13 protein-coding genes are annotated in these 15,131 nt (G+C 62.0%); 9 read left to right on the top strand and 4 right to left on the bottom strand.

Going from position 1 to position 15,131, the window contains the following annotated elements; genetic code table 11:
- Positions 1-256 precede the first annotated feature (256 nt).
- Both L4G42_RS24615 and L4G42_RS24620 read left to right on the top strand, forming a co-directional pair.
- Positions 257-532, top strand: a complete 276-nt coding sequence (locus L4G42_RS24615) for a DUF1145 domain-containing protein (protein WP_237254548.1) — start codon at positions 257-259, stop codon at positions 530-532.
- On the top strand, positions 525-1,298 hold the full coding sequence (locus L4G42_RS24620) for a collagen-like protein (protein WP_237254547.1): 774 nt from the start codon (positions 525-527) through the stop codon (positions 1,296-1,298). The genes L4G42_RS24615 and L4G42_RS24620 overlap by 8 nt, the downstream gene beginning before the upstream one ends.
- 87 nt (positions 1,299-1,385) lie before the next feature.
- Here the strand turns inward: L4G42_RS24620 and L4G42_RS24625 are convergent, their stop codons facing one another.
- Positions 1,386-1,850, bottom strand: coding sequence for a CopD family protein (locus L4G42_RS24625; RefSeq protein WP_237254546.1), 465 nt, complete (start codon positions 1,848-1,850; stop codon positions 1,386-1,388).
- A gap of 129 nt (positions 1,851-1,979) precedes the next feature.
- On the opposite strand from L4G42_RS24625, the gene dinG reads away from it, so the two are divergent.
- The 6 genes from dinG (at position 1,980) to L4G42_RS24655 (ending at position 10,458) form a co-directional block, all read left to right on the top strand.
- Positions 1,980-4,124, top strand: coding sequence for an ATP-dependent DNA helicase DinG (gene dinG / locus L4G42_RS24630; RefSeq protein WP_237254545.1), 2,145 nt, complete (start codon positions 1,980-1,982; stop codon positions 4,122-4,124).
- A gap of 107 nt (positions 4,125-4,231) precedes the next feature.
- Positions 4,232-6,610, top strand: coding sequence for a beta-galactosidase (locus L4G42_RS24635; protein WP_237254544.1), 2,379 nt, complete (start codon positions 4,232-4,234; stop codon positions 6,608-6,610).
- 74 nt (positions 6,611-6,684) lie between these two features.
- Positions 6,685-7,833: a serine hydrolase domain-containing protein gene (locus tag L4G42_RS24640; RefSeq protein ID WP_237254543.1), complete on the top strand. Its 1,149-nt coding sequence runs from the start codon at positions 6,685-6,687 to the stop codon at positions 7,831-7,833.
- Between the two features lie 150 nt (positions 7,834-7,983).
- Positions 7,984-9,090 carry an OmpA family protein gene (locus L4G42_RS24645; RefSeq protein WP_237260017.1) on the top strand — a complete coding sequence of 369 codons (1,107 nt, stop codon included), beginning with the start codon at positions 7,984-7,986 and terminating at the stop codon, positions 9,088-9,090.
- 48 nt (positions 9,091-9,138) lie between these two features.
- Entirely contained in the window at positions 9,139-9,786 is a 648-nt protein-coding gene (gene pdxH, locus L4G42_RS24650; RefSeq protein ID WP_237254541.1) for a pyridoxamine 5'-phosphate oxidase, read from the top strand.
- A 207-nt stretch (positions 9,787-9,993) separates the two neighbouring features.
- Entirely contained in the window at positions 9,994-10,458 is a 465-nt protein-coding gene (locus tag L4G42_RS24655; protein WP_037012225.1) for an outer membrane lipoprotein, read from the top strand.
- 135 nt (positions 10,459-10,593) lie between these two features.
- On the opposite strand, the gene L4G42_RS24660 is transcribed toward L4G42_RS24655, so the two are convergent.
- From L4G42_RS24660 to L4G42_RS24670, 3 genes are all read right to left on the bottom strand, one after another.
- Positions 10,594-12,207: an NAD(P)/FAD-dependent oxidoreductase gene (locus L4G42_RS24660; RefSeq protein ID WP_237254540.1), complete on the bottom strand. Its 1,614-nt coding sequence runs from the start codon at positions 12,205-12,207 to the stop codon at positions 10,594-10,596.
- 216 nt (positions 12,208-12,423) lie between these two features.
- Entirely contained in the window at positions 12,424-13,104 is a 681-nt protein-coding gene (locus L4G42_RS24665) for a hypothetical protein (protein WP_237254539.1), read from the bottom strand.
- A gap of 62 nt (positions 13,105-13,166) precedes the next feature.
- Positions 13,167-13,766 carry a short chain dehydrogenase gene (locus L4G42_RS24670; protein WP_237254538.1) on the bottom strand — a complete coding sequence of 200 codons (600 nt, stop codon included), beginning with the start codon at positions 13,764-13,766 and terminating at the stop codon, positions 13,167-13,169.
- 104 nt (positions 13,767-13,870) lie between these two features.
- Here L4G42_RS24670 and L4G42_RS24675 point away from each other — a divergent pair, with 104 nt between their 5' ends.
- A complete protein-coding gene (locus tag L4G42_RS24675; RefSeq protein ID WP_237260016.1) occupies positions 13,871-14,779 on the top strand; it encodes a LysR family transcriptional regulator in 909 nt (302 codons plus the stop codon).
- The last annotated feature ends 352 nt before the right edge of the window (positions 14,780-15,131 follow it).

Below are 15,131 nucleotides of genomic sequence, written 5' to 3' on the forward strand. Positions count from 1 at the left end.
TATTCCGACGAAGGAGGAACCCAACCGGGAGCAAAGCGTTTTTGGTTACTTTCGGGGCGCTTTTGCCAAAAGTGACCCGCCGTAAGGGCGGAACCATAATCCCGGCAAACACAAATAACGGATATTCACCCAATCCCAGCGCAACCGTATAAATGCAGGCAACTTTTGAAACCTGCCTCTGGCATAGTCCCCCCCGTCCCCGTACTGTGCGCGAACCGTTTTCACCGAACAAAACTAAAAACAGCAGAGGCACCACATGAGTGTGATTTGGGGAACAGGGAAAGTACTGACTACAGCATTCTGGCTACTGATAATCACCAGCCTGACCATCGCCATGCCACACCCCTTCGACCTGTTGTTCAAACTGGCAGGCGGCCTCTTGCTGCTCACCCACATCATCGAACTGATCAGCTACAACGCCAGCCTGCGCGGCCGCCCCCACCCCTGGCGCGATCGCCTCCAGATTTTGCTCTTCGGCCTATTCCACCTCAACACACTCCCACGCCCACACGCGGAGGTACACCATGCGTAACGCGATGCTGATGACGGCAGGCCTGTTGTCCGCCCTGAGCAGCCCCTGGATCATGGCCCAGACCATCTCCGTCGAAACCCACTCGCTAATGCGCCTGCCCTCCAAAACCAGCGTATTGCAACTGGATCGACTCGAAGTCGCCGACTACGGCACCCTCCTGATCCCGGCCGGGCTCACCGAGGTCAAAGTCGGCCAACTCATCATGGGCCATGAATCACGCATCGCCATCGTCCCGAGCGCCGAACCGTTCAGCCTGCAGGTCAAACAGGTTGACCTCGGCAGCGGCGCTGAAATCACCGCGCGGGGTGCCCCGGGCACCTTCGAGAAACCGCCAACGCCAGGCCGCAACCTCAACCTGCGGATCGAACAACTCAAGGCTGACCAACTCTTCGTCGACGCCCGCGGCGGCGCGGGCTCGCCCGGTTACGTCGGCCTCGACGGCGGCAACGGCATCGATCCGGGCTGCACCTGGGGTTCCGCCAGTCGGGGGATCGACGGCGACAATGGCGGCAACGGCCGTGACGGCGCGCCGGGTGCGCTCGTTCGTCTCGAACTCCCGGCGACCTTCGGCAATGACCGCATCAAGGTCAACGTACAGGGCGGCGCCGGTGGCATCGGCGGAGACGGCGGTCGCGGCGGCAAAGGCGGCGCGTCCAAAGGCTGCGTGGTCTACCGCGCTGACGGCGCCAAGTCCGGCAAGAACGGCGACAAGGGCCAGTCCGGTGCAGCAGGGCCGGTAGGCGCTATCGTGGTTCGCAACTTATAAGCGCCGATCTGCCTTAGAGGCGCGCCTGCCAGGGATGCCTGAACTCCCTGCGCGGGCAAGCGCGTCTCTACAGATCAGAAAGCTGACTTAGAACATCGGCCGAATCGCGGCGATCGCCACAACGACCACCCCCACGATCAGATTGATCCCTACCAGACGCCGGATTCCAGCCATCGCGGCCGCGCCATCCGCCCATTGCTCAGCGAGCACAGCCTTGCGCAACTGCGGCAGGTTCAGCGTCGAAACCCGCAGAAACAACGCCGCCATTACCACATACAGACCCATCATCACCTGCACATAGCGAGGCGCGCTCTGAAAGCCGCTGAAGTTCACGTTGATCATGCCGATACCGGTCACCGGCAGCATGATCACCGCGCACCAGACCCAGACGAAGAACCGCGGCAACACTTGCAGCCACAGCTTCAACCGGGCCGGGCCCTCAAGGGCGGCGATGACCGCCGGTCGAAGAATCATCCAGGCGAAAAACATTCCTCCTACCCACGCAATCGCTGCCAGCACATGCAAGGCGTAGACAAAGGCTACAGGTGACATCAAGAACTCCGATCTGCGCAGAAAGAATTAGCGCGGTATGATAGCCGCCCGCTGCGACTACTGAAGATATATCCAGCGGTTTTCGTGTTTTCATTCAGCACCCGTGACGCCGAGCCAACGACCCAGCCCATGATCAGCACCGAACTCAAATCCCAGATTCAGGGCGCCTACTCGCGTTTCCTCGAAGCCAAGAGCCTCAAGCCTCGTTACGGCCAGCGCCTGATGATCGCTGAAGTGGCGAAGGTGCTGGGCGACGTCGATACCGACGAAGAAGGCCGCCGTTCGGGTGATCCCGCCGTGGTGGCAGTCGAGGCGGGGACGGGCACCGGCAAAACCGTGGCCTACGCCATCGCGGCCATCCCGACTGCCAAGGCTGCCGGCAAGCGCCTGGTCATCGCCACCGCGACCGTCGCGCTGCAGGAGCAGATCGTCTACAAAGACCTGCCCGACCTGATGCGCAATAGTGGCTTGAGCTTCACGTTCGCGCTGGCCAAGGGCCGTGGCCGCTACATGTGCCTGTCCAAGCTCGACATGCTGCTGCAGGAAGGCGACGCCCAGAGCGCGACCGCGCAGCTGTTCGAAGAAGAAGGCTTCAAGATCGAGGTGGACGAGGCCAGCCAGAAGCTCTTCACCACCATGATCGAAAAGCTTGCGGGCAACAAATGGGACGGCGATCGCGACAGCTGGCCCCAGGAACTGGCCGACCAGGACTGGGCGCGCCTGACCACCGATCACAGCCAGTGCACCAACCGCCATTGCCCGAACTTCCAGCAGTGCGCCTTTTACAAAGCTCGCGAGGGCATGGGCAAAGTCGACGTCATCGTCACTAACCACGACATGGTCCTTGCTGACCTTGCGCTGGGCGGCGGTGCGGTCCTGCCCGATCCCCGCGACACCCTGTATGTCTTCGACGAAGGCCATCACCTGCCAGATAAGGCGATCGGCCACTTCGCCCATTTCAGTCGTCTGCGCTCCACCGCTGACTGGCTGGAGCAAACCGCCAAGAACCTCACCAAATTGCTCGCCCAGCACCCGCTGCCGGGCGACCTGGGCAAGCTGATCGAGCAAGTGCCCGAGCTGGCCCGCGAGATCAAGACCCAGCAGCAATTCATGTTCACTGCCTGTGAGCAGCTTGCCGACTTCAAGCAAGGCGAAGACATGGAAGGCCGCGAGCGCCCGCGCCATCGCTTCGTCGGCGGTGTGGTCCCCGAACACATGCGCGAGATGGGTATCGAGCTGAAAAAAGGCTTTGCCCGGCTCGACGACCTGTTCACGCGCCTGACTGAGCTGCTTAAAGAAGGCATGGACGGCGAGGTCAACATCGGCATCGCCAGCCATCAGGCGGAAGAGTGGTACCCGCTGTTCGGCAGCTTGCTGGCCCGCGCCCACGGCAACTGGGAATTATGGACGGCCTTCACCGCCGAAGACCCGGAAAACAGCCCGCCCATGGCGCGCTGGCTGACCCTGGCCGACAGCGGCTCTCTGTTCGACATCGAGGTAAACGCCAGCCCGATCCTGGCCGCCGAAATGTTGCGCCGCAACCTCTGGAACGTCGCCTACGGCGCGCTGGTGACCTCGGCCACGCTGACTGCGTTGGGCAAGTTTGACCGTTTCCGCATGCGTGCCGGGCTGCCGAAAGACGCCGTCACCGCCGTGGTGCCGAGTCCGTTTCACCATGCCGACGCAGGCGTGCTGCGCGTGCCGGACCTCAAGGCCGACCCTCGCAACGCGGCCGAACATACGGCAGCCATCATCCGTGAACTGCCGAATCTGGTCGAAGGCTCTAAAGGCACGCTGGTGCTGTTCTCGTCGCGCAAACAGATGCAGGAAGTGTTCGACGGCCTCGAGCGGGACTGGCGTAAGCGGGTGTTCATTCAAGGCAATCTGTCCAAACAGGAAACCCTCAACAAGCACAAGGCGCGGGTCGACGGTGGCGATGAAAGCGTCCTGTTCGGGCTGGCGAGCTTCGCTGAAGGGGTCGACCTTCCGGGCGCCTACTGCGAGCACGTGGTGATCGCCAAGATTCCCTTCGCTGTGCCGGATGATCCGGTCGAAGCCGCGCTGGCGGAGTGGATCGAAGCGCGAGGCGGCAATCCGTTCATGGAAATCGCCGTTCCCGACGCCTCGCTGCGCCTGATCCAGGCCTGTGGTCGTTTGCTGCGCACTGAACAGGACCGAGGCATCATCACGCTGCTGGATCGCCGGGTCGTGACCCAGCGCTATGGCAAAGCCATCCTCAACGCACTGCCGCCATTTCGGCGCGAAATTTCCTGAACCCGTGTTGCAAATGAAACACGGTTGACCGGTTCTAAACTCGGTCCGCCCGGATGCGCGCGCCCTGTCGTGCTCCGGCCTCAGATGATCAAGGAGCTTCAGATCACATGATTCGCCGTTCACTGTCCGCCATCCTTGCCACGCTGTGCGCGGGCATGGCCCACGCCGCGCCTGACGTGCAGCAGACGCTGTTCAATTTCGTCCGGCCCGCCGACGTGGTGAAGGTCACGACCCAGGATGCCGGGTTTCCCCAGGCCAACGCCGAACAGACCGCCGAAGGCGAAGTGCTGCGCCGGGTGGTTTTCAATCCGGTTGCCAAGCCCAGTCTGCAGCTGGCCCCGCAGTCCGGCGTCTGGGACTGGAGCCACGACAGCGCCATGACCTTGCGCCTGCAAAGCGCGATGGATTGGGCGTTGACGGTGTACGTGCAGATCGAAAGCCGCGACGGCAAAATCCTCACCAGCCGCATCGACCTGCCGGCTGGCCCGGCGCAAACACTGGTGCTGCCGCTCAAGGCCAGTTCGCCGCTGAGCCAGGGCATGCGCGCCGCCCCACCGATGCCTTGGATGTACGAGGGGCAGCGCGTGTTGCTGGCCAACACCGAAGGTGAACTGAACAGCGCTGAAGTTTCATCGGTCACCGTGTCGATGTCTCAACCCAACGTTGCGCAGTCCGTCTTGATCGAGAAGTTCGGCGTGCAAGAGGGCGATGCGCTGCAAACTGCTGCCTACAGCAACCTGGTCGACGGCTACGGTCAGTTCACCCGGGGCAAGTGGCCGGAGAAGGTCACCAGCGACGATCAGCTCAAGACGCTGGCGGGCAAGGAGCAGCAACAGCTGCAAACCTGGCTGAAAGACCGTCCGGCCCACGACAGATACGGCGGCTTGCTCAACGGCCCGGCGTTCGAAGCGAAAGGCTTTTTCCGCACCGAGAAGCGCGACGAGCGCTGGTATCTGGTGACGCCGGAAGGCCATCCGTTCTACTCGCTCGGCGTCAATGCCATCTCCGCTGACGACAGCCAAACCTACGTCGAAGGCCGCGAGGCCATGTTCACCGGCCTGCCCGGCAGCGACGATCCGCTCGCCGCGTTCTATGGCAAGGGCGACGACAACCGCGAAACGGGCGCCAACCGCAACCGGCAGTTCGATCAGGGCCGCTGGTTCGATTTCTATGGTGCGAACCTGCAACGCACGTACGGTGTGCCGAAGTGTGCTGAAGTCTCAATGCCTGTGGATCCGGCCGACGACGAAGACGCGAGCACAGCCACGACCGCAGCCACCACCCCAGCAGCGACCGAATCCACTGGCGACAGCTCGACCGAGCACACCGCGGCAGCGCTTCAGCCCGAAAAGCCCGCCATCCCTGCGCCTGCAATCGAATGCAAGCCGGTGATTGTGGACAGCAAACGCTGGGTTGATCACACCTTGCAACGCTTGCTGGCGTGGGGTTTCAACACCGTCGGCAACTGGAGCGAGCCCGCGTTGCAAAATCTCGAAAACGGCAAAAAGGCACACGTGCCCTACACGCTGCCGCTGTCCATCGTTGGCGACTACGTGAGTATCAGCACCGGCCAGGATTGGTGGGGCGGCATGCCTGATCCGTTCGATCCGCGCTTTGCCATGGCCACCGAGCGGGCCGTCGCCATCGCTGCGCGCGACCATCGCGACGACCCGTACCTGATCGGTTACTTCGCCGATAACGAATTGGCCTGGGCTGCGCCGGGCAACGATCCGAAGGATCGCTACGCATTGGCCTACGGCACGCTGAAGCTGACCACCGATGTGCCGGCCAAGCGCGCGTTTCTCAAGCAGTTGCGTGACAAGTACCGGAACGAGGAAGGGCTCTCCAAGGCGTGGGGCATCCATCTCGCCGCATGGGAATTGATGGAAGACCCGGGCTTCGAGCCGCCGCTGCCCAGCGCAGAGCACCCTGAGATCGAAAACGACTTCAGGTATTTTCAGCGCGTGTTCGCCGAGACCTATTTCAAAACCATTTCCGACGCGCTCAAGTGGCATGCGCCGAACCATCTGCTGCTCGGCGGCCGCTTTGGCGTCACCAGCCCCGAGGCGGTTGAAGCCTGCGCCAAGTTCTGCGACGTGCTGAGCTTCAACTTCTACACCCTCAAACCGCAGGACGGCGTGGACTTCGCGAAACTGCGCGTGCTCGACAAGCCGGTGCTGGTCAGTGAGTTTCACTTTGGTTCCCGTGATCGCGGGCCGTTCTGGGGCGGGGTGATCGAAGTGCCGCGTGAAGAAGATCGCGGCCCGGCGTATGCCAATTTCCTGAAAAGTGCGTTGGCTGAGCCTTCCATCGTCGGTGTGCACTGGTTCCAGTACCTGGATCAGCCTGTCACCGGCCGCTTGCTGGACGGCGAAAACGGCCATCTTGGGCTGGTGGGCATCACCGACGTGCCGTATCAGGGCTTCGTTGAAGCGGTACGCAAGGCCAATGGGCAGGTTGTGGATGTGATCGGCAAGCGCCCTTAACCGGGCGGTTCCCAAAGCACGCAATCGCTGGAACAATATTCGCCATTTTTGCAGCCCGACCGGAGAGCCAGACCGTGCAGATTCAAGGCCATTTCGAGCTTCAGTTTGAGGCCGTACGCGAGGCATTCGCCGCGCTGTTCGACGATCCGCAGGAGCGTGGCGCTGCGCTGTGCGTGCAGATCGGCGGGGAGACGGTCCTGGATCTGTGGGCGGGTACGGCAGACAAGGATGGCAGCGAAGTCTGGCACAGCGACACCATCGCCAATCTCTTTTCCTGCACCAAGACCTTTACGGCGGTCGCGGCCTTGCAGTTGGTGGGCGAGGGCAAGCTGAATCTGGATGAGCCCGTGGCGCGTCTCTGGCCCGAATTCGCCGCCAACGGCAAACAATCCATCACACTGCGCCAGTTGCTGTGCCATCAAGCCGGGCTCCCGGCGATCCGTGAAATATTGCCGGCCGAAGCGCTTTACGACTGGCAGGCCATGACGAGCGTATTGGCTGCCGAGGAGCCCTGGTGGACGCCGGGGCAGGGCCACGGTTACGCCGCCATCACCTACGGCTGGCTGGTGGGTGAGATGATTCGTCGTGCCGACGGGCGCGGTCCGGGTGAATCCATCGCTGCGCGTATTTCGCGCCCGTTGGGCCTGGATTTCCATGTCGGTCTGGCCGATGCAGAATTTCACCGCGTCGCCCATATTGCCAGAGGCAAGGGCAATGCAGGTGATGAGGCTGCGCAGCGACTGTTGCAGACCACGATGCGCGAGCCTGCTTCCATGACGGCGCGGGCGTTCACCAACCCGCCGTCGATCATGACCAGCACCAACAAGCCGGAATGGCGGCGCATGCAGCAACCTGCCGCCAATGGCCATGGCAACGCACGCAGCCTGGCCGGTTTCTACAGTGGCTTGCTCGATGGCAGCCTGCTGGACGGCGACCTGCTCAACGAGCTGACCCGCGAGCACAGCATGGGCCAGGACAAGACGCTGCTCACCCAGACCCGCTTCGGTCTGGGCTGCATGCTTGATCAACCCACGGTGCCTAACGCGACGTTCGGGCTGGGTGCCAAGTCATTTGGCCATCCCGGCGCAGGTGGCTCGGTCGGTTTCGCCGATCCCGAGCGCGATGTGGCGTTCGGGTTCGTGACCAACACCCTCGGTCCCTATGTGCTGATGGATCCGCGCGCCCAGCGTCTGGTGCGCGTGCTTGGTGAGTGTTTGCAATAACTATCGCCGTTAAGTGCTTGTTCTACCGACTGTCAGTTAAAGATGGATAACGGAACCGTAGGGCGGTTTCTTTTTCCAAAACGGTCTTTATGCGTGTTATATGAGCGCTGCTTCGTTCATTTTCTGATCAATTATTCATGTGGGTCACCCATGTCAGCTAACAAAAGTCTCGCATTCGCCATCTGCCTCGCCGTCACCGGCTGTGCGCAGACCCCTCAGGATCAGTCGGCCAGCAATGACCATTGGTGGTCGTTCGGTTCAGGCAAGGGCGCCGATGCAGCTCCTGCAGCCACAGCGCCAAGCCCGGCGGCTGCGCAAGTGGCGAAAGCCCAGGCCGAGACCGGTACGCGCTGGTACTGGCCGTTTGGCTCCGACCACGGCGAAACCGAGAAGAAACCAGAAGTTGCCGTTACTCAACCGGCTGCAGCCCCGGCCGTTGCCCAGGCCAGCGACGCCAACAAGTGGTGGTGGCCGTTCGGTGCAACCGAAGCCAAAAAAGACGCCGCGCCAGCTATTCCCAAAATCGACCCGAAAGTGACTCAGGCCTGGCTGGATCTGAACGAGCCGAAAGTTCGCGAAGCGATCAAGGACAGCCAGTTTCAGCTTGAGCGCCGTGACGACATCCTCGTGGTGACCGCGCCGGCTGACAGCACCTTCAATCCGAAGCGTCCGGAAATGCTCCTGCCGACCAACCTCGGCCCGATCAGCCGCATGGCCAAGATCGTTGAAGTCGACCAGCGCGCCGCTGTTCTGGTGCTGGGCCACAGCGATGTCGCCAGCGATGCCGATCTCAAGATCAGCCAGCAGCGCGCACAGTCGGTCGCGGCGATTTTCCGCCTCAGCGGTCTGCAGCGTAACCGTCTGAACCTGCGTGGCATGGGCGCCGACATGCCCCGTGCAGCCGGTGACAGCGCGCCGGGTCGCGCACTCAACCGCCGTGTGGAAATCATCCTCACGCCGCAAGACACCATGGTTGCCCTGATGGCCAAGTACAACTTGCCGCCAGCGCCAACCCTGCTGGCCGTGCAAACCGCCAACGCGCCCGCTCCGGCACCGGTGGCTGCGCCGACCAAGGCTGCAGCGCCTGCCAAATCGGCTGCACCGGTCAAGAAAGCCGCTGCTACCAAGGCTTCCGCAGCCAAAGCGCCTGCGGCCAAAAAAGCACCTGTGAAGCAAGCTGCGCCGGTAAAAGCCAAGGCAGCGCCTGCGAAAGCTGCGGCCAAAAAACCTGCCCCGGATGCTCAAGCCAGCAACTGAGGTTAAGATCGGGATTCTGTTCACGGATCTCGATTAAGGAAGGCAGTGATGAGCCAGCGTCTGGCCGATATGCGTCGTAACTATGCCCGCGAAGGGTTGACTGAAGCTCAGGCTCCGGAAGAACCTTTCGCACTCTTTCATCGCTGGTTCAATGAAGCGGTCGAAACCGAGCAAGCGCCGGTCGAGGCCAACGCGATGACGCTGGCGACCGTCGACGCCGACGGCCGCCCGCACTGTCGGGTGCTGCTGCTGAAAGGTCTGGACGCTCAGGGTTTCACGTTCTTTTCGAACTACGAGAGCTCCAAAGGCCAGCAGCTGAGCGCCCTGCCTTTCGCCGCCATGACCTTCTTCTGGCCCACGCTGGAACGTCAGGTGCGCATTGAAGGCCGCGTGACCAAGGTCAGCCATGAAGAATCCGACGCGTATTTCCAGGTACGCCCTCTCGGCAGCCGCCTGGGTGCTTGGGCATCGCCGCAAAGCCGGGTGATCGCCGACCGTGAAGAACTCGAAGGTTTGCTCAAAGCCACCGAGGCGCGTTTCATGGACACCCAGCCTGACTGTCCCGATCACTGGGGCGGTTATCGTCTGGTGGCGGATCGCATCGAATTCTGGCAGGGACGTCCAAGCCGTCTGCACGATCGCCTGAACTATCGTCTGGTTGAAGATGAATGGCAGCGCGAACGCCTCGCGCCATGAACGCCGGTCTTCGGAGCCCCTGGTTACTAGCCCGAGGATCTCTGTCACACTTTTCTTTGAATCAATCTCCGGCGCCGTCGTCCACTGAGGTAGGCGCTGGCGGGTTGCTGTATCACGCCTGAATAAACGTAAATTATCGGTACAGGGCCGTGACACCGATTGGCGTCGCAGAGTCTAATGGCTACCTGTACCTCTGGAGATACTGTTATGCGTAAGTCTGTTCTGTTGGTTGCTTCGTTCACCGCCATGGCGCTGACGCTGGGCGGCTGTACTTCAAGCCTCACCGGCGACTCGTACTCGCGTGACGAAGCTCGTCAGGTGCAGACCGTACGCCTGGGCACCATCGAATCGCTGCGTCCGGTGAAGATTGAAGGCACCAAAACTCCGATCGGCGCAGGTGCCGGTGCCATCGTCGGTGGCGTGGGTGGCAGCGCCATCGGTGGCGGTCGCGGCAGCATCGTGACGGCCGTGATCGGTGCGGTCGCCGGTGGTCTGCTGGGATCGGCAGCGGAAGGCGGCCTGACCCGTGCTCAAGGCGTCGAGATCACTGTGCGTGAAGACGACGGCACCATGCGTGCCTATGTGCAGGAAGTTCAGGAAAACGAGATCTTCCGTGTGGGTGAGCGCGTTCGCATCATGACCGTCAACGGCACCAGTCGCGTCAGCCACTAAACCGCGCTGAATGCCCTGAAGCGTTGCCTCTCCTTAAGTTAGACGTAGAAAGTCCGCATGCCAAAACGCCCCGATGATTCGGGGCGTTTTGCATTTCAGCTTTTTATTTCAGCGCAGGATTTGCCTTACAGCAGTTTATCCAGCGATACCCAGCATGCTGCGGGCCAGGCCTTCGGCAACGCGAATCCCATCGACGCCGGCCGACAGGATGCCGCCGGCATAGCCTGCGCCTTCGCCCGCCGGGAACAGGCCCTTGACGTTCAGGCTCTGCATGTCTTCGCCTCGGGTGATGCGCAGGGGTGAGGAGGTGCGCGTCTCGATGCCGGTGAGGATCGCATCGTGCTGCGAAAATCCTCTGATCTGCTTCTCGAACGCGGGCAGCGCCTCACGAATGGCCTCAATGGCGAAGGCGGGCAGCGCGTCGGCAAGGTCGGTCAGCTTTACGCCCGGCTTGTAGGAAGGTTCGACGCCGCCCAGCGCCGTCGACGCTTTGCCCGCGATGAAATCGCCTACCAGTTGCGCTGGGGCTTCATAGGTTTCGCCGCCCATGATGTAGGCGTGGGACTCCAGACGCTCCTGCAGTTCGATGCCTGCCAGCGGGCTGCCCGGATAATCCTGCTCAGGCGTGATGCCCACGACGATGCCGGAGTTGGCGTTGCGCTCGTTGCGCGAGTACTGGCTCATGCCGTTGGTGACGACGCGGTTGGGCTCAGAGGTCGCCGCCACCACGGTGCCACCGGGGCACATGCAGAAGCTGTACACGGAACGGCCGTTTTTGGCGTGGTGCACGAGCTTGTAATCCGCCGCGCCCAGCTTCGGGTGACCGGCATACTTGCCCAGTCGCGCGCGGTCGATCAAACCCTGTGGGTGCTCGATGCGGAAGCCGACCGAAAACGGTTTGGCTTCCATGTAAACGCCGCGCCCGTGAAGCATGCGGAAGGTGTCTCGGGCGCTGTGGCCCAGCGCCAGGATGACGTGCCGCGAGTCGATGCGCTCGCCGCTGTCGAGCAGGACGCCCTGCATCTGGCCGTCTTCGATCAGCACATCCGTGACGCGTTGCTGGAAACGCACTTCGCCGCCCAGCGCTTCGATCTGATGGCGCATGTTCTCGACGACGCCGGTCAGCCGGAAGGTGCCGATGTGCGGCTTGTTGACGTAGAGAATCTCTTCCGGCGCGCCGGCTTTGACGAACTCGTGCAAGACCTTGCGGCCGATGAAATTCGGGTCTTTGATCTGGCTGTAGAGCTTGCCGTCGGAAAACGTCCCCGCGCCGCCCTCGCCGAACTGTACGTTGGACTCAGGGTTGAGGACGTTCTTGCGCCACAGGGCCCAGGTGTCCTTGGTGCGCTGACGGACTTCTGTGCCGCGCTCGAGGATGATTGGCTTGAAGCCCATTTGCGCCAGCAATAGACCCGCGAAAATCCCGCATGGGCCGAAGCCGACGACCAACGGACGCTGGCTCAGATCGGCAGGGGCGTGGCCGACCACTTTGTAACTCACGTCTGGGGCCGGGCCGATGTGTTTGTCGTGGCTCAGGCGCTGAAGCAGGGCGGCTTCGTCGCGCACCTGGAAGTCGACGGTGTAAATGAATTGCAGTTCGGTGGATTTCTTGCGCGCATCGTAGCTGCGCTTGAACAGGGTGAAATCCAGAAGCTCGTCGCTGCCGATGGCCAGGCGTTGCAGAAGTGCGGGGCGCAGTTCGTCGTCCGCGTGGTCCAGCGGCAGTTTGAATTCGGTGATTCGTAACATTGAAAGATCCGGTTTCGGGCCGCAGGATCGGCCCGGCAGCACTACGAGAGCGCGCGATTATAAGCCAGATTGGGCGTGATGCGGTGGTGACAGCGTGCGAGCGTACTTGTGTAGGAGTGCGCTTGCCCGCGATTGCGGTGGGTCATTTATCAGGAATGTGGCTGTAAGCGCGCGTTCGCGGGCCAGCGCGCTCCTGTAAGGGGCCGGGGTGAACGGTTAATCGTTACGCATCGCCCCGAAATACGCGCAACCGCGCTGAGCCTGGCCATTGACCCGCAGTTCGGCGGTCAGGTGCTGCACCGAACCGTTCGACGGGTCCACACAGCGCAGCGGCGCGACGTAGAGTTCGACGTGTTGATTGTTGGCGTCGGTGATCAGGTTGAAGCGGCCCTCGGGCATCTGCTCTTCCATGTAAGGCACCGCGAACGGCTCTTGGCCTTCACGCTCAAGCACCAGACCCTTGCCGCTGGCGTTGAGGTTCCACTTCGGACCGTTGCCGCTGGCATGAATCGTCAGGCGCTTGAAGTTGGGGTCCTCGCAGGCACCGCTTGGGCGCTCGACGCGGTAGAGCTGATAGATGTCAGCCTGACCGTCACTGCCTTGGGCCTTGCTCGCGACGAAGTTGCCGCGTACGTCGGCGAACGCCTTGCCATTCTTGTCCACCACCGAAGCGGCTTCCTGCAAGACGCCGGTGTTGCCCTTGTCGGTCACTGCATAGCGGCGCTGTTCGTTGCACGGGGCGAAGAACAGCTTGCCGCCGTCACCGCTGAGGGTGCCCTGCATGCGGATCATGCCGGCGGTCGACACCTTGCTGTCATCGGAAGACATGGGCATCAATTGGCAGCCGGCAAACAGGGGCAGCAAAGCGAACATCAGGGCAGAACGAGCAGCGGACATGGGGCGGTCTCCAGACAAGTGCCGCCACGTTACTCAGCCTGCTCGCTCATCACAAGGGGCGATTAGCCGACGTGATACGTCTGTCCGGTTTGTAGCCCTTCGACACTTTTTGCGTACGCCAGTGCTACATCCGCTGCGGGAACCGGCTTGAAGCCGCGGAAGTACGGCGCGTAACTGCCCATGGCTTCGACCAGCACATTGGGGCTGACCGAATTGACGCGCATGCCGCGTGGCATCTCGATGGCGGCGGCGCGCACGAAGGCGTCGATGGCGCCGTTGACCAGGCTGGCAGAGGCCCCGGTGCGAATCGGATCGATGCTGGTGATGCCGGTGGTGAAGGTGAACGAGGCGCCGTCGTTGGCGAATTTCCGACCGATCAGCAACAGATTGACCTGACCCATCAGCTTGTCGCGCAGCCCCAGCGCGAAGGAATCGGCCGTCATCTCGCCGAGCGGCGCGAAGGTGACATTGCCGGCGGCGCAAATCAATGCGTCGAAAGGGCCTGTCCGTTCGAATAGTTTGCGGATCGAGTCGCTGTCACTAATATCGACGTGCTCGTCTGCGCCGGTTCTGCCGATGCGAACGATCTCGTGGCGTGGCGCCAACTCTTTCTCGATCGCCGAGCCGATGGTGCCACTGGCGCCAATCAATAGAATTTTCATGATGCGGTTTCTCCTGGTATGGATCAGGCGCTCAGTGTGAGTCGCCTTTTCCCACCGAAACAGGGGCTAAACGGCAATCCCGGTTTGTCAGAAAGGAAACAATCATGAGCGAAATGGACGACCTGGCCGCGTTCGCGATGCTGGTGGAGGCCAATAGCTTCACCCTGGCCGCGCAATGGCTGGACACCAGTACCAGCCAACTGTCCAAGCGCATCAGCAAACTGGAAAAAAACTTCGGCGTGACGCTGCTCCATCGCACCACCCGCAGCCTGACACTGACCTCGGCGGGCGCCATTCTCCTGCCCGAGGCCCGCGCGCTGCTGGCCCAACGCGACCGCGTCCGCGACGCCATGGCCTACCTGAGCGAAAGCCTGATCGGCACCGTGCGCCTGACCGTGCCGGTGTCCTTGGGCGAAACCTTCTTCGAAGGCCTGCTCACCGAGTTCGCCCAAACCTACCCCGACGTGCAGGTGGAACTGGACCTCAACAACCACTTCCGCGACATGCGCCGGGACGGCTTCGACCTGGGCATTCGTTCCAGCGTGGGCATTGACGAGCGCCTGGTCGCCAAGCCGTTGCTGTCGTTACAGGAACTGACCTGCGCCAGCCCGGAGTACCTCGCCAAAAATGGTACCCCGCAGACGCCGGAAGAACTGCGCGTCCACCGATGCCTGCTCAACAGCCACTACACCGGCCGCGAATCGTGGGCCTACCACCAAAAACACGAACTGACCCGCGTCAACGTCCGCGGCACCTTCGCCAGCAACCACTACGGACTCCTGAAAAAGGCCGCGCTGGTTGGCGCCGGCATCGCCCGCCTGCCGTCGTACATGGTGTATGAAGAATTGAAAGACGGCCGATTGCACTGGTTGCTGCGTGATTACCAGACGCCGGTTTCGTCCCTGTACCTGGTCCACCCTTTTGAAGGCCGACTGCCGAGGCGGGTACAAGTCATGGCCGATTACCTGACCAAATGGTTCGAACGCAGCACTGCCGCGCTGGAGAAACTTTGACAGTTCGGTGAATGCTCCCGTCGTTCGGACGAGAACAGAGCTGACGCGGAGCGTCACAGGATGCATTCCCACGCGGAGCGAGGGAACAATCAGGCAGGTTTTAACATTCAAAATTGATGGCGCACCCACTGGCCTCTTCCCGGCTAAAGCCGGTCCCACGAAAAGCTGCGCGTGTAGTCAGTGGGAACGACGGCGACCCTTGTAGGACCGGCTTTAGCCGGGAAGCCTTTGATCTGCGCAGTGCTTTTGATCTTCATACGCAGAAAGCCCAAACAACGCCAAACGCGACTTGGGTGCAGGCTGAACGCAGGTCTCGCGGAGTGGGCCGAGCCGCATGGATGCGGCGAGAGCG

The sequence above is a fragment of the Pseudomonas petrae genome, assembly GCF_021728295.1.
Classification (GTDB): Bacteria; Pseudomonadota; Gammaproteobacteria; order Pseudomonadales; family Pseudomonadaceae; genus Aquipseudomonas; species Aquipseudomonas petrae.